At 40.7% G+C, this 18,734-nt stretch carries 19 protein-coding genes; 1 reads left to right on the forward strand and 18 read right to left on the reverse strand.

From position 1 onward, the window contains the following. The 17 genes from QZ488_RS11190 to QZ488_RS11270 form a co-directional block, all read right to left on the reverse strand. A partial coding sequence (locus tag QZ488_RS11190) for an AMP-binding protein (RefSeq protein ID WP_293748628.1) occupies positions 1 to 1,256 on the reverse strand: 1,256 nt, incomplete at its 3' end. 7 nt (positions 1,257 to 1,263) lie between these two features. Further along, a complete protein-coding gene (locus tag QZ488_RS11195; RefSeq protein WP_293748630.1) occupies positions 1,264 to 1,518 on the reverse strand; it encodes an acyl carrier protein in 255 nt (84 codons plus the stop codon). A gap of 8 nt (positions 1,519 to 1,526) precedes the next feature. Further along, positions 1,527 to 2,108: a UDP-4-amino-4,6-dideoxy-N-acetyl-beta-L-altrosamine N-acetyltransferase gene (pseH, locus tag QZ488_RS11200; RefSeq protein ID WP_293748632.1), complete on the reverse strand. Its 582-nt coding sequence runs from the start codon at positions 2,106 to 2,108 to the stop codon at positions 1,527 to 1,529. Further along, positions 2,105 to 3,142, reverse strand: coding sequence for a UDP-2,4-diacetamido-2,4,6-trideoxy-beta-L-altropyranose hydrolase (pseG, locus tag QZ488_RS11205; RefSeq protein ID WP_293748634.1), 1,038 nt, complete (start codon positions 3,140 to 3,142; stop codon positions 2,105 to 2,107). The genes pseH and pseG overlap by 4 nt, the downstream gene beginning before the upstream one ends. 15 nt (positions 3,143 to 3,157) lie before the next feature. Further along, entirely contained in the window at positions 3,158 to 4,213 is a 1,056-nt protein-coding gene (gene pseI, locus QZ488_RS11210) for a pseudaminic acid synthase (RefSeq protein WP_293748636.1), read from the reverse strand. Next, on the reverse strand, positions 4,206 to 5,282 hold the full coding sequence (locus tag QZ488_RS11215; RefSeq protein ID WP_293748638.1) for a hypothetical protein: 1,077 nt from the start codon (positions 5,280 to 5,282) through the stop codon (positions 4,206 to 4,208). The genes pseI and QZ488_RS11215 overlap by 8 nt, the downstream gene beginning before the upstream one ends. Further along, the gene (pseF, locus tag QZ488_RS11220; protein ID WP_293748640.1) at positions 5,275 to 5,976 is read right to left on the reverse strand and encodes a pseudaminic acid cytidylyltransferase; all 702 of its coding nucleotides are present in this window, start codon (positions 5,974 to 5,976) and stop codon (positions 5,275 to 5,277) included. The genes QZ488_RS11215 and pseF overlap by 8 nt, the downstream gene beginning before the upstream one ends. Then, positions 5,973 to 7,118, reverse strand: coding sequence for a UDP-4-amino-4,6-dideoxy-N-acetyl-beta-L-altrosamine transaminase (pseC, locus tag QZ488_RS11225; RefSeq protein WP_293748642.1), 1,146 nt, complete (start codon positions 7,116 to 7,118; stop codon positions 5,973 to 5,975). Before pseC ends, pseF begins: the two co-directional genes overlap by 4 nt. Before the next feature lie 11 nt (positions 7,119 to 7,129). Then, positions 7,130 to 8,128, reverse strand: coding sequence for a UDP-N-acetylglucosamine 4,6-dehydratase (inverting) (gene pseB / locus QZ488_RS11230; protein ID WP_293748644.1), 999 nt, complete (start codon positions 8,126 to 8,128; stop codon positions 7,130 to 7,132). Positions 8,129 to 8,218: 90 nt separating this feature from the next. Further along, a complete protein-coding gene (locus QZ488_RS11235) occupies positions 8,219 to 8,527 on the reverse strand; it encodes a hypothetical protein (protein ID WP_293748646.1) in 309 nt (102 codons plus the stop codon). After that, entirely contained in the window at positions 8,524 to 8,955 is a 432-nt protein-coding gene (gene fliS / locus QZ488_RS11240; protein ID WP_293748648.1) for a flagellar export chaperone FliS, read from the reverse strand. The genes QZ488_RS11235 and fliS overlap by 4 nt, the downstream gene beginning before the upstream one ends. A gap of 45 nt (positions 8,956 to 9,000) precedes the next feature. Then, positions 9,001 to 10,461, reverse strand: coding sequence for a flagellar filament capping protein FliD (fliD, locus tag QZ488_RS11245; protein ID WP_293748650.1), 1,461 nt, complete (start codon positions 10,459 to 10,461; stop codon positions 9,001 to 9,003). A gap of 57 nt (positions 10,462 to 10,518) precedes the next feature. Continuing rightward, a complete protein-coding gene (locus QZ488_RS11250) occupies positions 10,519 to 10,917 on the reverse strand; it encodes a flagellar protein FlaG (protein WP_293748652.1) in 399 nt (132 codons plus the stop codon). 127 nt (positions 10,918 to 11,044) lie between these two features. Then, positions 11,045 to 11,869: a flagellin gene (locus QZ488_RS11255; protein WP_293748654.1), complete on the reverse strand. Its 825-nt coding sequence runs from the start codon at positions 11,867 to 11,869 to the stop codon at positions 11,045 to 11,047. A 971-nt stretch (positions 11,870 to 12,840) separates the two neighbouring features. After that, positions 12,841 to 13,665, reverse strand: coding sequence for a flagellin (locus QZ488_RS11260; RefSeq protein WP_293748656.1), 825 nt, complete (start codon positions 13,663 to 13,665; stop codon positions 12,841 to 12,843). A gap of 534 nt (positions 13,666 to 14,199) precedes the next feature. Then, entirely contained in the window at positions 14,200 to 15,027 is an 828-nt protein-coding gene (locus QZ488_RS11265) for a flagellin (protein WP_293748658.1), read from the reverse strand. A gap of 421 nt (positions 15,028 to 15,448) precedes the next feature. Further along, on the reverse strand, positions 15,449 to 16,273 hold the full coding sequence (locus QZ488_RS11270; protein ID WP_293748660.1) for a flagellin: 825 nt from the start codon (positions 16,271 to 16,273) through the stop codon (positions 15,449 to 15,451). Between the two features lie 259 nt (positions 16,274 to 16,532). Here QZ488_RS11270 and QZ488_RS11275 point away from each other — a divergent pair, with 259 nt between their 5' ends. Further along, complete coding sequence (locus QZ488_RS11275) at positions 16,533 to 17,483, forward strand: hypothetical protein (RefSeq protein WP_293748662.1); 951 nt, start codon at positions 16,533 to 16,535, stop codon at positions 17,481 to 17,483. Positions 17,484 to 17,499: 16 nt separating this feature from the next. On the opposite strand, the gene flgL is transcribed toward QZ488_RS11275, so the two are convergent. Continuing rightward, on the reverse strand, positions 17,500 to 18,723 hold the full coding sequence (gene flgL / locus QZ488_RS11280) for a flagellar hook-associated protein FlgL (protein ID WP_293748664.1): 1,224 nt from the start codon (positions 18,721 to 18,723) through the stop codon (positions 17,500 to 17,502). Between the last annotated feature and the right edge of the window lie 11 nt (positions 18,724 to 18,734).

The following is an 18,734-nucleotide window of genomic DNA, read 5'->3' on the forward strand; positions in this document are numbered from 1 at the left end:
ATATCATTCACTACGTTGATTTTGGTAGGTATTTCAAAGCGTTGCAATTGATTTTTGCATATTTTCAAAACCTGCTGCTTAACTTGTTGCTGATCGTCATTATCAATAATAGTAATGTCTGCTACCACCAACGCCCCCATCAGAGCACTTTTTTTAGCGTACACTTTGGCTTGGTTAATATCAGGGCATTGTAATAATACTTGCTCAACTTTCTCTGGGTGCACTTTATTGCCACCTACATTTATCGTACCTGTAGATCGCCCCATAAACAGCACTCTATTATCTTTGATTTCGACTGTATCTTGAGTGTCTACATAACCTTGTTTATCGGTTTGTGCTGTTAATGAATGACAAACGTGAAAACTTGGTTTAACCAATAAGTGTTGTTTATCTGACACTTTTAAAACAACCGGCAGGCTTGAGTCTCCAAGCCATTGAGCAGGGAAACCAGCCAATCCGTCACTGACAACTAGCCCCACTCCAGTTTCTGTAGAGGCGTAAATGTGGCGTAATTTTGCCTTGGGGAATAATCGGCTTAATTTAGCTAAAACACTTTGGTCGGCGATCTCACCACCTAAAGTTATATGCTTAAGATTGGTCTCAGCCAACTGTCCTGTCATAAGCAGTTGTCGCCACAAACTTGGCGTGGCAGAAATTGCCGTCACCTTATGGTGTTTCAATCGAGCCATCAAAGCGAGAGGCTCGTAATCAGCAGCATCCACTAAATCAGCACAACTTAGTAATGCCTGTAATACCACTTGTAAGCCTGCAAACCTAAAGGGTTGGTATAATAAAGCCCAGCACAAAGCTTGCAATTTTTGACTGTGTTTAGTGCTAATGGACAAAGATGAAAATGAGTGGGCAAACCATTTTGGCTGACCCGTTGTACCAGATGTCGCCATGTACCAAGTCGTTTGCAGCACGTCAGAAGAAATAGGATCCAGCGGTTTTCTAATTGAGTTATCAACCACTACATCAGCACTTAGAGGCCATTTGATCAGTTCTTTCTGAGGAGTTGGTACCTTAGGTGGACATAAATATATTGCTGAGCACCAGCCATCAAACGCAATCAACGCAGTGACAAATTCGGCTAAATTAGTATAACCAATGGCGATATCTCGTTGACGAAGTTGTGGGTTTTGTTGCCTAATTTCACCTGCTTTTTTCAGCAATTCAGACACCGCACAACTTTCACCTTCATAGATCATCACCCCAGTTTTGGGTAGGTTATTTAATTGCTGTTCTAGGCTTTGCATAATAAAACTACTGGTTGTTAGCGCATTGCTGATAAATAGCTAAAAACTCAGTAAAGGTACTAGGGTAAATATCGATTTCTAATTCAGTAAAAGGGTCAAATCCCAAGTCTTCCTCTAGTTGCGCCACTAACATGGCATAACCAAGGGAGTCTAAACCACACTCAAGCAACAAGGTATTTGGCTCAATTGGCTCGACTAAGGTGCAATCACTCAATTCTGCTACTTGTTGCATGGCTTGTTTTATTTGTTGTTCTAAATTCACTTTGATGCCTATCCTAAAAATTGAATTTGAGCAGCCGCCAGTGCAATGTTTTTCGGCAACTTGGCGAGTATTTTGTCACGATTTTGTTGCCACTGCTTAAGTTCATAACTGTAATGTAGTATATCGAAAGGTAAGCCGTTTCGCTCACCGCCTTTTTCAATATTAACTTGTTCATATTCAAACACTTTATGCATTTTATTTGCCCCATGATTAAAGGACAACACTTGTGCTATTAAGTGACTAAACTGGCTGTGACTAGCGGTAAAATCTAAAGCGGCTAATTCCAAAATAATGCCACTGCCCGGCCAAACATTGGTCTCACCTAAATAGCAGCCCCATTCTGGTGTAGGAGTGTTTAGGCCTGAAAAATTCAGCACGCCAATTGCCCGCTGATTTTGTAAAAACACATAAAACTTACGGCTAGGGTCCGTTTGAAACTTTTCAAACCATGCACAGTGCTCTTGCCACTCTACCTGTGCATTATTATGCATATTTTGTTTAATACGCTGACTGTTGCGCCATTGCCAAACAAGTTCTAATTGTGCTTTATTTAGCGGTTCAAAGGCATGTTCAGGTATCGAGGTTTTCATTGAGTGTGATCACTTGTGAGTTTTTGCCCAGACATAAGTTTTACGATATTTTTGGCGCCATCCACTACAGGAAACTCTAACGCCTTTTGATGCATCAGACCTAACAACCCGGGTTGCTGCCATAAAGAAATACATTGCATGGCTAATTCATCAGCGTTCAAATCATCGACATTGAAAACCTTACACCAACCTTGATTAGCGGCTTCTTGGCTAGCATTTTTCTGATTTTCAGCCACTACCACTAACATTGAAGGTGTCGCACAAGCGAGTAACTCAAACTGACTTCCTCCAGCAGCGGATAAGGCTAATTTAGTGTTAACCAACACAGAGGCCATATTTTGACAGTCATGTAGATGAGTAATATCCAAGGCACTGGTTTTGATTAAATCGACTAAGTCTTGTAATCCATCATAAGCAGCACCTGTAATAACGGTGATTGGTATACTCGAGCTAAGTTTTTGCAGTGATTGTAATACGCTAAACGTCAGTTTTTTAGGATCGCTACCACCAAACATAAGGGTTAAGTTTTGACGTTCTTGCCACTCATTATGGACTGATTGTAGGAATTCCTGTCTTAATACTTGGTAGTCCTGACCGATGGCCAATAGTGCATTAGGTGCGGTAACTTGATAGTTATGTGAAGCCGCGTTAGGCGCGCCATTAATCACTAAGTCAGCATACAGCGCACCGCTATTATTCATATCATCGAAAACAGCGAGATTATATGTATCGGATTGCAGTGTGTGCCGGTAGTTTTGATCAAACTGATATCCGTCGAGCACTAACCAATTGACCTTTAACTCGGTACATTGCTTACCTAACCATTCGGGCTCTAGCTGATTATCAATATTGGAAATGCATAGAATATCTCCTACCCAATCGGCTCGATTGCGACAGAAATATTCTGAACGCGGAGACATAAAAAAAAACACTTGATGCCCACTCGCCACTAATCTTTGTGCTAACGCCAAACAACGCATAACGTGGCCTAAACCTATTTCAGGCTCACCTTCAACTCGAAACGCGACTCGCATCAGCTATTACTCACACTAGCACTCAAACATCGACCAATCTAACGGCGTGCCTTTAGCCAGTGTTTGTTTAGCGACTTTACCCAGTACGTTATCCCAGTTTTTAGGCGCTAAACCAAAGGCGGGGCGTACTATTCGTAGGTTTTGCGTGCTTAGTTTTTGCCCCTGCTGTATATCTTCACTCACATAAATTGAGCGGCGATACTGTTTGGATTTTTCTTCTGCTTGGGTGCCACCATACTTGACCTGCCCTAATGCTTGGTGAGCTCTTTTAGTTTCTAACACCAAAGACGCTAGTTCATCTGGCTCTAACGAAAAAGCCGCATCTACACCACCCGCATCTCTATCTAATACAAAATGTTTTTCAATCACTGTCGCGCCTAACGCAACGGCAGCAACCGACACCCCAACACCAGCAGTATGATCAGATAAACCCACTTGGCAACCAAAGGCGTCGCGTAAATGTGGGATAGTCACAATGTTGGATTGGGTTGGCTGTGCTGGATAAGTACTGGTGCATTTTAATAAAATAATATCGTTACAGCCTGCCAATTTGGCCACGTTCACGGCTTGTTCAATCTCAGTTAAACTTGCCATGCCAGTAGACATAATCAATGGTTTTCTTTTACTTGCTGCTTTACGAATAAGCGGTAAGTCGGTCAATTCGAAAGAGGCTATTTTAAAACAAGGTACGTTCAAATCATCGAGGAAATCTACTGCTTGTTCATCAAAGGGGGAACTAAAGGCCAACATACCTAAAGACTTGGCTTTATCAAACAGAGGTTGATGCCACTCGTATGGCGTGGCCGCTTTTTGATACAAAGCATGTAACGACTCACCGTGCCATAAACTGTCTTTTTCTTGAATGACAAAATGCTCGTTGTCTACGTCTAACGTCATGCTATCAGCGGTAAATGTTTGCAATTTTACCGCGTGAGCACCGGCTTTAGCCGCAGCTTCCACCATCTCCATCGCTAAGTCTAACTGCTGATTATGGTTACCACTTAACTCCGCTATGATAAAAGGCGGGAAATTTGCGCCGATACTGCGGTCGCCAAGTTTTATTTCATTCATCTTGCTGTTCCCTATCTTGTGGCTCCAAGGCTAGATGTACAAATATCGACTCAATACTTTCCACTAAATCTTCTGCTTTATCGCAGTTACATTCTAACGTAGCAATATTGTTTGGATTAGCGCCATGTTGCATACACGCAGTTACTGGATCCGTGCCAAATTCTGGCATTAACAAAGCAGGCTCGCTGGTGCCACTTATCATCAAGGTTGGACAATCAACCGCTTGTGCATACCAGCGATGACCACTTGGTTTACACACCATTAAGTCACTGGCTTTAAGCATTTTCAATAGTGAACGAATATCTTCTTTAGCATCCCTATCATCCCAAACAACAAAGCCTTTTTGTTCTAAAAGCTTTTTTAAACGACTTGCATAAGGATAGAGGTAGCCATCGTCAGATTGACCAAGACACAAACCAATCACTTTATTGGATTTAGCTTTTTTAGCCAGTCGTTTATCAATACCAACATCGATGGCCTGATCCAATTTATCAACCACTAATCCACAACATTTAGTTAAATAAAATTCCGGATATCCACCTTCGCCTTCAACATCATATTGCCACCAGCGACCATGCCACTTGTGCATGTTGGTAAATGAACTGGCCATAAAAGCTTGGCTTGAATTAACATAATCAGCTTGTAAACTTTGGTCTTGAACTTGTTCCAATAATTTTTGAACCGACATGTTCAAATAATTACCACTGACAGGCTCACCAGCATCGGCTAAAAAACGTGTCAAAAAGCACGGCATAAAAGTGGTATCTAAGTTGACAATTTGACTGTAGTTTTCACCAATGATTTCCTCGGCGAGTCCCAAGAATGATTCCATGGCAAGGAAGAAATCGTCTGGCCACTGCTGCTGAGTCACATGATGAATAAACACACTCGGCTCGGCTATTTTAATTAACTCAGCCCCATCTCCGAAGGTCAAAAAATGAATCTCTGCGTTTGGATTGTTTTTTTGAAAGTAGCGCAATACCGGAAGTCCAATGGCACACACATCTGCCGAACTTAACATCCTGATCAACAATACTTTTTCAGTTTTAGAGTCTAGAATTTCACTCACTTTTTTGCCCCTGAACGTAAGCTTGATACATTAGTTCTGCTCGCTGCCAATCTTCTGGTGTATCGATATCCTGCACTAAGTGCCGTGGTAAAATGACTGACAAGCTGTGGTGACTAAAAATCTTTTGATTGGATAAATAATCATCGGTTTTACCCCAATAAAACTGGCCTGCATCATGATAGGCTTCTTCTAAGTCTTGGGAACGTTTACCGATGCTTTCAGGAAACATGGGCGACACACCGGCCGCTGATTTTATCAGTGCCCGTTGTACTGGAAAAGGAAAACTAGTGACTGAAAAAGCAAAAGACTTTTCGCTATGTTGTTTAAGTGAATCCAACCCTTGTTGCAGATATTGAGCATCTAAAAACGGCGCTGTGGCGTAGATACAACAACAGAATTCAGGTTTATAAAAGTTTTCAATACAAAACTTGATGGCATGATTGGTCACTGGTCGAGTACCTACCACATCATTTGATAATGTTTCTGGGCGAATAAAAGGCACATCAGCTCCAAAGGCTTTTGCTACATCAGCAACCTCTTCACTGTCAGTGGATATGATGATTTTATCAAACAGACCTGACGCTTTAGCCGCTTCGATTGAATAGGCAATAAGCGGCTTACCGGCAAATAATTTGATGTTTTTACCCGGAATTCGCTTGCTACCGCCACGTGCAGGAATGATGGCAATATTCACACCAATATCTCCCGTAGCGTATCAATGACTTTTGTTTGTTCTTCATCCGTTAAACTTGGAAACAATGGCAGTGTTAAAGCGTGTTGGTAAAAGTGTTCAGACACAGGAAAGTCGCCTTGTTTAAAACCAAGTTGTTGATAGTAAGGCTGTAAATGAATAGGAATGTAATGCACATTGACGCCTACTCCTTTGGCATGAAGTTGCTGATAAATATTTTGCCGATCATGCAAAGTAAGCTCAACCATATACAGATGCCATGCACTTTGTGATTGAGATTCTACGACTGGTAGTTTCAAGGGCAAGTTAACCAAGGCTTCATCATAAACTTTTGCGATTTCAGCGCGCCTCTGCATAAAGGAGTCTAACTTTTTTAACTGGGATAAACCCAAAGCAGCTTGCATATCACTCAGCCGATAATTGTAACCCAGCTCGAGTTGCTGATAATACCAAGGCCCATGACTTTCTCCTTGGTATTGTTCGGGATCTTTAGTCACGCCATGTTTAGCAAATAATTTAAGTTTTTCGTGAAGTCCGCTTTGATTAGTTAACACTGCGCCGCCTTCGGCACTGGTAATGGATTTAACTGGGTGAAAACTCAAAACGGTCATATCTGCATACACACAACTGCCAATCTTGGATTGCTGATAACTGCCACCTAACCCATGGGCTGCGTCTTCAATTAATACGATTGAGTACTTCTGCGTTAAGCTACGAATACTCTGCATATCACAGCTCAATCCAGAAAAATGCACCACGATTAACACTTTAGGTAGTCGATTCTGACTGGCAGCATGCTGGAGCTTGTTTTCTAAGGCGCTGACATCAATATTGCGAGTAGTAGGATTTATGTCCACAAAATCTATGCTCGCACCGCAGTAAAGCGCGCAATTTGCCGAAGCAACAAAAGAATTGGGAACTGTCCAAACTAAATCTCCTGTACTAACACCTGCAGCTAAACAAGCCACATGCAAACCAGAAGTTGCACTATTAACAGCTACGCAATACTTAGCTCCAGTGTAATCACATAGAGCTTGTTCAAATTGGGGAACAACCTTGCCTTGAGTCAAAAACTGATTGCGTAACACATCCACAACCGCGTCTATATCATCCTCATCAACCAAATGTTTGCCATAAGGGATCATATAAACGCCCGTTACAAGGTGACTTTATCGAGTGTTTTTAATTCATCGATGGTCAAAAAATGAGGATTTGTACCTGAGTGATATTCAAACTTTTCAGCAACCGGTTGGCCCACATCGCCTAATTTATTCTTTTTGTAATTGATGGTTTTATCAAAAAATTTGATTGCAGGCGTTATCACGTAATGATCATCAAATTCTAAAGAATGGTGCGCCATCTCTTCAGGTACCATCACTTCATGTAGTTTTTCACCAGGGCGAATTCCAACTAAATCGTATTCTCGATTACCACTGATGGACTCAACCAAATCGATTATTCTTATGGAGGGGATTTTAGGCACAAATATTTCGCCACCTTGCATCCGTTGGAAATTTTTAACTACAAATTCAACACCCTCATCTAAGGTGATCCAAAAACGAGTCATTTCTGCATGAGTGACAGGAAGTTTAGTCACACCCTCATTCAGCAATTGACGAAAAAAGGGCACCACTGAACCTCTAGAACCCACTACATTACCGTAACGAACCACTGCAAATCTTGGCCCTGTGGCGCCAGAAATATTGTTAGCCGCGACAAATAATTTATCAGAAGCTAGCTTAGTCGCACCATACAGGTTTACCGGATTGGCAGCTTTGTCGGTTGACAACGCAATAACCCGACTCACATCGGCGGAGATAGCGGCATCAATAACATTTTGAGCCCCATAGATATTAGTTTTGATACATTCATTAGGATTGTATTCTGCAGCAGGCACTTGTTTTAAAGCAGCGGCATGCACCACATAATCAACATCACGCATAGCTGAAATCAATCGCTCTTTGTCGCGCACATCACCAATAAAATAACGCATACAAGGGGCATTAAAATGTTGCTGCATTTCAAATTGTTTTAACTCATCTCTGGAGTAAATGATGACCTTTTTCGGAGAATAATTTTTTGTTAGGTAAGCAGAAAAACGTTTGCCAAATGATCCGGTTCCACCCGTTATTAAAATTGATTTATTATTAAACATAAACAGCCCTCACAATCATTTTAGTTTGGTAGAAATCACATTGACTTGATTCATTACCTAATTGATTTAACTCGTTAAAATCCAGAATATTCATCGATACTTATTTATAGCTTTGCGACCACGTACCAACCCAGATAGTTGTTTTAATGACGCTTTAAATGATTCTTCAGCATAAGCAACTAATGCGCCATTAACCTGCAACTCGGCTTTTGCGAATTGTTTTTTTTCTTCTTCAGCGAGGTTTTCTAGATATTTTAGAATGAATTCGTCACGTTCCGTTACGAGTTTCAAAAATAAAGATTCATCGGGATCATTTTCAGATGTGAGTTCTGACAGATCTCGATTGATACTTTTTAATGGGGAAGGTGTAAAAGAATGATCTAATAGTAATTTTTTCAAACTGTAGCTTGACGTTGTTGCCTCTGCATTTCGTAAGCCTCTTGTTTGGCTGACTCAGGAATTTGCGACCAGGCTGTTTTAATGGGTAAAAACAGAGTAATCACTTCATCAACAATCTTCAAGCTATTCTGCACATTAGCGTCAATCAAGCGTTGGATCATATAATCGTAAAGCGCATACAAATTATCCGCGACCTCACCACCAGACTCTAACGAAAGAGTATCACGTAGGTTCATCAAGATAGCCGTCGCACGTGAAATATGCTCTGACTTACCAGCGTAATCCTTTCGCTCTATGCAGCCTTTGGTGTAAGCAAGCTTATCAAGCGTGCCTTGCATTAACATTAAGGTTAACTTATGCGGATCAGCCTGACCGACTTCTTGCTTCAGATTACCTTTTTTATAAGCATTGATACCTTTTAACGCCATACTAATTTTCCACATTTTTGATTGTTAAATTGCATTCTTTCTAACCTATGAGCCTAATGTTGCGAGCAATGCCGAACCAGTTGAATTTAATCTAGCTACAGTTTGGTCAAGATTCAAATATTTATCACGCAATATTTGCTCAGTGTTCGCCAGCCTTAACTCCAAAGTTAATCTTTCGTCAAAAATCTTTTCTCTTTGATCTTTAGCTGTATCTTCTCGAGATTTAAGCAATCCACTATAACTGGTGTATTCTTCAACATAATCGTAAAGGCGAACCGCAATACCTTGGTTTTCATCAGTAAATAACGCGGCAATCTCATCGAAGTTATCATCTAATGCGTCTTTAAGACGATCGTCGCCACTGCCTAAGCCAATTCTGTCGTTAGAGCTGATTTCCAACTCATTGTTATCGTTATATTCAATACCAAGCTGAAACAGGCCACCTAGAGCTGATGAATCGACTGAAGAAAATAGAATATTATTGATACCGGTTTGTATACCTCTAACCAACGAGTCACCCGCCAGAGAACCATCGTCTTCCAAATCAGACTCACCGTATTTGGTAAGTAGTTTTATCTCCGCTTGTAAGGCATTAAAATTCTCAACAAACTCTCTGATAGTCTCTTCAACCGCTTCTTTATCAAAGCCAATACTGAGTTTTGAGGTTTTAAACGTTATACCATCTGCCGCTAGTTCAGATAATTCAGTTGCTTTAAAACTGACGTTTTCAATGACATTTTCAAATTCGTTATTTTTACTTTCTACGTCAATACCATCAATTGTGGCTTTGGCGTTTTGAGCAGAAGTGACAGGCGTTAAATAAGTCGAAGCTTCAGTAGAATTAGTGGTTGAAACAAGATCCAGTTCAGCAACATCGTTATCGTTGACTATAACTAAATCATTTCCTGCACCAGTAGTATCAGAAGTGAATACTAGTTTAGCACCACCATTCACCGTTCCAGTATCTATAATACTAGCGGTTACACCAAAGTTATCATTTGAAGCATTGATAGCATTTCGTAAGTCTTCTAGAGAATTACCTGCAGTTAAATTGATAGTAAAGGACTCACTAGTCGCATCAATTTTAAAGGTAAGACTAGCAGCACCTGCACTTAATACCGAATCAGAAGAGCTAGCAAAACCACCATCCACTGCATTTGCGGTTTCAATTCGACTACCACTAGCGAGTTGACTCACTGCTATATTGTAATCGCCTTCCAATGCACTGTTAGAGGCATCAGCGGTAAAAGGTTCAACGCCTTCTGAAGGATTGTTTATGCTTGGTTCGCGGCCTTTAAGGTTCGAATCACTGCGCAATTTATCCAAGGTTTCTTGGAAATCTTCAAGTTTCGACTTTAACTTACCAATACCAGAAATTTCAGCTTCAACGTTTTCCTCTCTGGAATTCAAGGCATCAGTTTTTGGCTTACGCTCAGCTTCGAGCAATTGCCCCACTAAACTTTCAAGATCTAAACCTGATCCTACACCTAATGACTGAATTGACATACACCACCTCTATTCCAACAATAATTGCAGGATAACGTTTACATCAAAAGAATGATATTAAACCTGTTTACTAAATAGTAAACCTACTGCGGTTCCAACCTCCGTCTGTAAGTCCTGCAAACGTTCTGAAAGTGCTAATACTTCTTCAGAAGGTATTTGCCGAATAATTTTTCCGGATTCCGCATCGGTTACTTTGACGACTTGTTTATTACTGCCTTCGTCCACTGAAAAATTGAGTTGTCTGCTATTTGATTGCACAAAATCACTTAGTTGTGAAACAGCAGTTTCAATCTGCTCAGCGCTAACATTAACCGACTCTCGTTTTTTTATTTCGGCAGGAACAGATATATCTTTAGTCTGTTTTTGCCCTTCTGCCAGAGAACCCTGTGTTGAACGATTGGTTCGAACAGTATCTGCAGCAAAATCTTGGCCAACTTGTGATGTTTTAATTTCCATAAATCACCTCTACATAAAACGCCAACGACTAAAGGGACGTGTTCCCACCTCAAATTATACTTCAGAGGAGTAATACGTCCCTATTATTTTAGCCGTTTTAGGCTAACTTATTGTTAAAAGCTAAATCTTAGCTTAATAATGACAGTGCCGATTGTGGTCGTTGATTGGCTTGACTTAACACCGACAAAGACGCTTGCTGAATGATTTGATTTCTGGTTAATTCAGCCGTTTCAACTGCAAAGTCAGTATCACGAATACGCGAGCGAGCACCTGCGATATTCTCAGAGATGTTACTCAAATTACGAATAGTAGACTGAAAACGGTTTTGCAATGCACCCAAATCGGCCCGCGCTCCACCAACAGAAGATATTGCATTTGTTATCGCTGTAAGAGCGGTCGAAGCGCCATCTACTGTAGATACATCCGTGCCAGCAATACCCAATCCAGAAGCGCCGTAACCTCCTGAACGTGATAAATTGACTGAGATGGTCTGTCCACCGTTTGCACCGACTAGGAATTTAGATGAGAAACCACCTGTCAAAATATCCAAGTTGGCAAATTGTGAATCAGAAGCGATGCGACTAATTTCATTTTTTAATGCGGTCACTTCCTTCTGTAACGCTGTGCGATCAGCAGAAGAGTTAATCCCATTTTGAGATTGCACTGCTAAGGTACGAATACGTTGTAATGAAGCAGTTACTTCACCCAGCGCACCTTCAGCTGTCTGAGTAAGAGAAATTGCATCATTTGCATTTCTAACTGCTTGGTTCAAACCTTCTACTTGCGTGGTTAAACGGTCTGAAATCTGCAGGCCCGCGGCATCATCTGCAGCACGATTAATTCTAAAACCTGAAGACAATCTTTCAAAAGATGTATTCAACGATTGTCCTGAACTAAACAACTGGCGCTGAGCATTCAAAGACGACACATTTGTGTTAACAAATAAACCCATAAAAACCTCCTGAAAACTCACCGCACGCCGATAACGTGTTTGTGCCAGTAAGTTTGCCTCAATTTAGATAGACAAAAACCTCTTTTTGTCTATCACCTCACTTACCTCATTCAACGACATCTCTATCGTTAAGTGAGACTAAAAGTAATCAATTAGATCACCCCTCAACTAACGTTATCGACACTTACAACAGTAACTTTAATTTTTTTTAAAAGTTTTTTAGTCCTCTTCTGTTAATCGACATTTAATTCAAGACTAAACAACGACTTCCAATAAAATTTTGAATCGGTTATTTGCCCTCTGAGATTGGTCATGTCCGAACCTAAAAATAAATGAACAACTGGGTTTCAATTTAATAGTTGGAAATGGAAAAGACTGGTTATACCAATCAGCATGGAAATTAAACTCGAAATACATGTTGGCACACTACATGCTTTAAGATGGATAGTTGATTAGATGCAAAAGCATTTGATGGCTAAAGAAAAAAGGCCGGGGCAAAACCCTTTACAAGGCGTCCCCGACCAACTTGCTCACGTTAGGAGATGGAGCAAATAAGGTTTCTGTCCGACTGGCAGGGTTAGAAGAGCTGAATACTGGCCTCTCAACCAAACTTCTACACTCTCGGTCCTGTTAGTCGGCGTTTTAATTTACACATCTAAGATGTAAACCAAAACAGAAATACTATTTGTGCTAAATACACCAAAAGGCCTCAAAACAATGCGCCTTAGGGTGTTTGATTAAAAAAGGCCGGGGCAAAACCCTTTACAAGGCGTCCCCGACCAACTTGCTCACGTTAGGAGTTGGAGCAAACTTGGTACTGACTAGGATATAAATTCAATTACACCATAGCTTATAAATAGCGCCCTCCCTAGCATTCCATAGTAACAATCCATTATTACTTTTTAGGGCATGGCCCTGGGTCGGCCTCTCATTTCCTACCCTCTAGATTTTTTTCTCGGCTAAATATTAGACTAACCTAGTAACTGCAAAGCTGCTTGTGGGCGTTGATTCGCTTGCCCTAACACAGTAATACTCGCTTGCTGAATTATCTGCCAGCGGGTTAACTCTGCCGTTTCGACGGCAAAATCTGTGTCACGGATACGACTCCTTGCCGCTGATACATTTTCAGAAATATTACTTAAATTTCTGATCGTCGACTGAAAACGGTTTTGTAGCGCACCTAAGTCAGCTCGCTGAGCGTCAATAATTGAGATGGCTTCTGATACGGCTGTCATGGCTGTCGAAGCTTGTGCTTCAGTTAGAACAGAGGTATCAGCTATAAACAATCCTGATGCACCAAATCCTCCGGTACGTTCAACATTGACACTAATGGTTTGTCCGGCGTTAGCTCCTACTAAAAAAGAAGATGAAAATGCGCCATCCAATACGTTTACGCCACCAAACTGCGATGTAGAAGCAATACGACTCATTTCGTTCTTCAATGCAGTCACTTCTTTTTGTAAAGCGACCCGATCTGACGACGAATTAATCCCGTTTTGCGACTGCACTGCCAACACGCGTATTCTCTGTAAGGCAGTGGTAGTTTCAGCCAACGCCCCCTCTATAGTCTGTGACAAAGATATAGCGTCATTAGCGTTTCGAACTGCTTGATCTAAACCTAAAACCTGAGTGGTTAATCGGTTAGATATTTGCAGTCCTGCAGAATCATCTTTTGCACCGTTAATGCGAAAGCCTGACGACAGTCTTTCAAACGCAGTATTTAAATTATTATTCGACGTAAACAACTGACGAGTAGCGTTTAGCGACGACACATTAGTACTTACAAATAAACTCATTTTCTCTCCTAACCATGCACCGACTTTTTATTTTTGTTATTAATGTCAGTGATATTCTGGTGTTGCTAAAATTTAAATTGACATCTTGGCTGCGTAATTGGCACGCCACATGCTTTATATAATTGCTAGCTGGTACCCTGGTTAGCATTTTTGTTAAGTGTTTGAAGCACAAAAAACAAATGCAAAAAGTGTGAGCTTAATGCTCTAGCTGACAGACAGAATTGATGGCCTAAACCTCAATACCTCACTACCTCCTGGCGTCTGTTCTGTCTGTTAGCGTTTTAACAAAAAAAGCCTCGGCTTTATTTGTTAGTAAAAAAGCACTCACTACTAATTTGTTCTAAAGTATTGATAATACTTAATAATATTACATTCCTCGGTCGGTTGCAGCCTGTCCCCACACTTTGCAATTCGACCGTTTTCTTTATCTACAACATTATTTCATTCATATGTAGATAAATTTATCCTCGTATTTAAGTTGCAGCCTGCCCCCGCAATTGCTCAACAATATTGCACATATTTATTCTCTATTTATTAGCCTTGTAACAACTGCAATGCCGCTTGTGGACGTTGATTTGCTTGACCTAACACTGTGATGCTAGCTTGTTGAATGATCTGCCAGCGGGTTAACTCTGCCGTTTCGACGGCAAAATCAGTATCACGAATACGACTTCTTGCCGCTGATACGTTTTCAGAAATATTACTTAAGTTTCTGATCGTTGATTGAAAACGATTTTGTATCGCACCTAAATCAGCCCGTTGGGCATCAATAATTGAGATCGCTTCTGTGACCGCTGTCATAGCTGCCGATGCTTGTGCTTCGGTCAAAACAGAGGTGTCTGCCACATTTAACCCTGATGCGCCAAATCCTCCGGTCCGCTCAACATTGACACTAATTGTTTGTCCGGCGTTGGCCCCCACTAAAAATGCCGATGAAAATGCGCCGTCTAATACATTCACACCACCAAATTGTGATGTAGATGCTATTCGACTCACTTCATCCTTCAATGCAGTCACTTCTTTTTGTAAAGCGACCCGATCTGAAGATGAGTTGATACCATTTTGAGATTGAACAGCCAAAACTCGTATTCTTTGCAAAGCAGAAGTGGTTTCGGCAAGTGCTCCTTCAATAGTTTGTGCCAAGGAAATGCCATCGTTAGCATTTCTAACAGCTTGATCTAAACCTAGAATTTGCGTGGTAAGACGATTGGATATTTGTAAACCTGCAGCATCGTCTTTCGCGGTATTGATACGAAAACCAGATGACAAGCGTTCAAACGCGGTACTTAAATTATTGTTCGACGTAAACAACTGACGAGTTGCATTTAACGACGACACATTCGTGTTGACGAATAAGCTCATTTTTAATCTCCTAACGATTTTTTGTAAACACCACCAGACTATTATTATTTTTAGTTGTCTTGATGGTTACAGAGCTGTGCTTTTATTTTTATTCAGCTTCTGTAGAGTCGTTCGCTTATATTTTTATTAGATGCGTAACGTCTATGTTCATGTATCGTGCTTGGATGAAAAATCCTTTAGGAGAAAAACAAACTAGTTTTTTAATTCTATATATTTCAAATAGTTAGAGGACGAAAAAAGCCGGAGAAATTCTCCGGCTGAGCGCTCTTTCATTCTGAGAGAGAGAGCGAGACTCTCAACTGCTCGGTTCTTATCAACCCAGTGCACTACCCCCTGGCTTCTAAGACCTTGAACAGAAGAAGGGTCTCGAAACCTAGGCTAATCGAAGGTTAGTTGAATTAAACAACCAACCCAGCAAAGATTAACCTAGTAAAGATAGAGCCGCTTGTGGACGCTGATTGGCCTGACTTAACACAGTCAAACTTGCTTGCTGAATAATCTGATTTCTAGTTAACTCAGCAGTTTCAGAAGCAAAATCAGTATCTTGGATTCGACTTCTTGCACCGGCAACGTTTTCAGAAATGTTAGTCAGGTTACGGATTGTTGATTGGAAACGGTTTTGCAAGGCACCTAAATCGGCACGCACACCACCAACAGTAGATATGGCTTCAGATATAACAGTCAAGGCTGTAGAAGCACCATCAACAGTAGACACATCAGTACCGCCAACACCTAGACCAACAGCACCATAACCATCTGTTCTAGACAAGTTAACAGAGATAGTTTGACCACCATTCGCACCTACCAAGAATTTAGATGAAAAATCACCTTGTAAAATATCTAAGTTGGCAAATTGTGAATCAGACGCTATCCGGCTAATTTCGTTTTTAAGGGCAGTTACTTCTTTTTGCAGAGCCACGCGGTCTGCAGATGAGTTAATACCGTTTTGTGATTGTACTGCAAGGGTACGAATACGTTGAAGTGAAGTAGTAACTTCGCCTAACGCGCCTTCAGCAGTTTGCACTAATGAAATAGCATCATTAGCGTTACGTGCTGCTTGGTTAAGGCCTTGTACTTGGGTGGTTAATCTGTCAGTTATCTGCAAACCTGCAGCATCATCAGCCGCACGGTTAATACGGAAACCTGAAGACAAACGTTCAAAAGATGTACTTAAAGACTGCGCTGAATCGAACAAATTACGCTGCGCGTTCAACGATGATACATTGGTGTTTACGAATAAACCCATGGTTTTTCTCCTACACTCTCAGTCCAGACGATGCTGGCGACCGAATAATTATTCGGCTGGTTAAATAACACTAATAGAGTAACGATTTTGTATTTAAAAAATCATTACTACTGGCTCTCTCTAAAATTGTATCGACCCATTTAAAATTCCCTTTAACATTAATTTGCCTTTTTTCTATTAAGCGGCAACTTTTTGCCGCCTTTGCATTTACCTTTTACTTGAGTTTCAATGGGTTAAATAAGATAAAAAAGTTTGAAAAATGCCCATAAATTGGATTAAAAAAATAGGAAATAAAGCTCAGCACAATGCTTTTGTCGATTTATGCGAGTTTAACCAACACCTATTTTGCTGTTATAGAGAGGCCGAAAATCACGTAAGTGCCGACGGTACAATACGCATACTCACCTTAGATTTTGCTGGCAACATTTTGCACTTAAATCAAATCGCTATTGCTAACACAGATTTAAGAGATCCGAAGATAACCATCACCCCTGATGGCAACATTCTACTTATTGCTTATGCACGGCAAACTTCTAAACATAACCAAACAATAGGCACACGTAACTTAACCTGGGTATCACAAACAGGACAAAGTTGGTCGGCTGCTAAAGAGTTTGCTGATAGAGGGTGGTGGTTATGGCGAATAAGATGGCATAAAAATAAAGCTTACGGGTTTTCTTACAATAGAAAACAGAACGCCATTCACCTGTATTCAGGTAATCCCAGAAGAAGCTTTCATCTGCATCAACCTTTTGCACTAAGTTTAGATAAACATAAAAAAGGTTACCCTAATGAAAGCGACCTTGTGTTCAATGACGATAAAGCTTTTGCATTGGTTAGGAGAGATGCTGACAGCTACTCGGCGCAGCTTGGCCACAGCACATTTCCCTATAAAAAATGGAACTGGATAGATTTGGGACGTTATATCGGTGGCCCAGTCATGTTACGCCTAGATAATGATTTTGCCTTGGTAGCAGGCAGAATAGTCAAACATGGACGACTTGTAACAGGACTATTAAAGATGAAATTATCGAATGGAGAGTGTCAAGAGTTATTGATTTTGCCTTCTGCTGGAGACAATAGTTACCCCGGCTTAGTATTCAAAGAAGGTCTGCTTTACATCAGTTATTATTCATCCCATGAGGACAACAAAAGCTGTATATATTTAGCAGAAATTAAGATTGATTCATTAAACCTAAATAAAACCTAGATAACTCGATTTCAGGCTAGATAAAATCAAACAACGAAGTACCTGTCACACGAGCAAAAGTGGCTTGCGCTGCTTGTAAGGCTGTTTCTTGACGGCTTAGCTCAGATACAGCTTCAGCATAATCTACTTCTTCGATATTAGATCGTGCTGCTTTGTTAGATATTTCCAAGTCCAAATTTGCGGCAAATACAGAGTCTGCGGTATTTCTTCTGCCGCCTATTTTCGAAATAGAGTTAGCGATATTTACAAAAGCATTATCCACTCCAGCTAAGGCATCTGTCAGAGCCTCATCAAAATCATTGTTCGCTATGTTTTCGTTATTCAATGCAATGACAAAATCATTCAATGTCTCCGCAATATTTCTTTTCTCTGGCGGCTCAAGTTGAAAATTAACGGTGTCACCTGGGGTGCCTGTAATATTAAACTCTAAGCCTTTATACAAAACTGCACTGCCACTTGAAAAATCTACTGTGTCTAACACAGCGCCTGTACCTACATTGGTTACTTGTGCTTGAGTAGCAGACAAAATACTAATTTGAAACTCATTATTTGCTGGCGTGACAGCATCATAATTTGCTTCATAAAACTTATCGAAAGCGGTTTGCCCCTGAACATTTAAGGAAACATTTGTTGCGCCAACTGAACCAGAAATCGAAGTTTTAAGCCGAGACAGTACATTTTCAAATGCATCAAAGCCTGAATTATTCACCTGTAAGCTAACACTGTCTGAAACTTGAATTTGGTTTGCACCGGTATCACCCACAAAAGTATATTTATCTCCTACTGCACTAGGATTAAACACAAAAGCTGGGGAGGCAGACTGAAACCCAGCAAAAATATATTCACCTGCTGGATTTCTGCTATTCATCAGGTCGAATACTTGATCTCTAATTTGACCAATTTCAATTGCAAGGGCTTTTCTATCATCTGTGCCCACTATGCCATTACCTGACTGGATCATTAATACACGTGCACGATCTACCGCGGTGTTCACACTTTTAAGTACCGTTTCTTCTTGCTCTAGGCTGTTGACTAGCAAGTTACTGTTCTTTTTGTACTGGTTTATCAGTTCAATTTCTTCAGTCAAACGTATAACTTGTGCAGTTCCAACTGGGTCATCCGACGGTCGCAACAGTTTTTTACCTGATGCTAACTGCTGCTGCACATCAGATAGATCAGCCTGATTATCTAAAACCGATTGAATAGTCCGGTCGTATAATTGTCCCGTGGATATGCGCATAATTTACCTAG

This window comes from uncultured Paraglaciecola sp., from assembly GCF_913020055.1.
Lineage (GTDB): Bacteria > Pseudomonadota > Gammaproteobacteria > Enterobacterales > Alteromonadaceae > Paraglaciecola.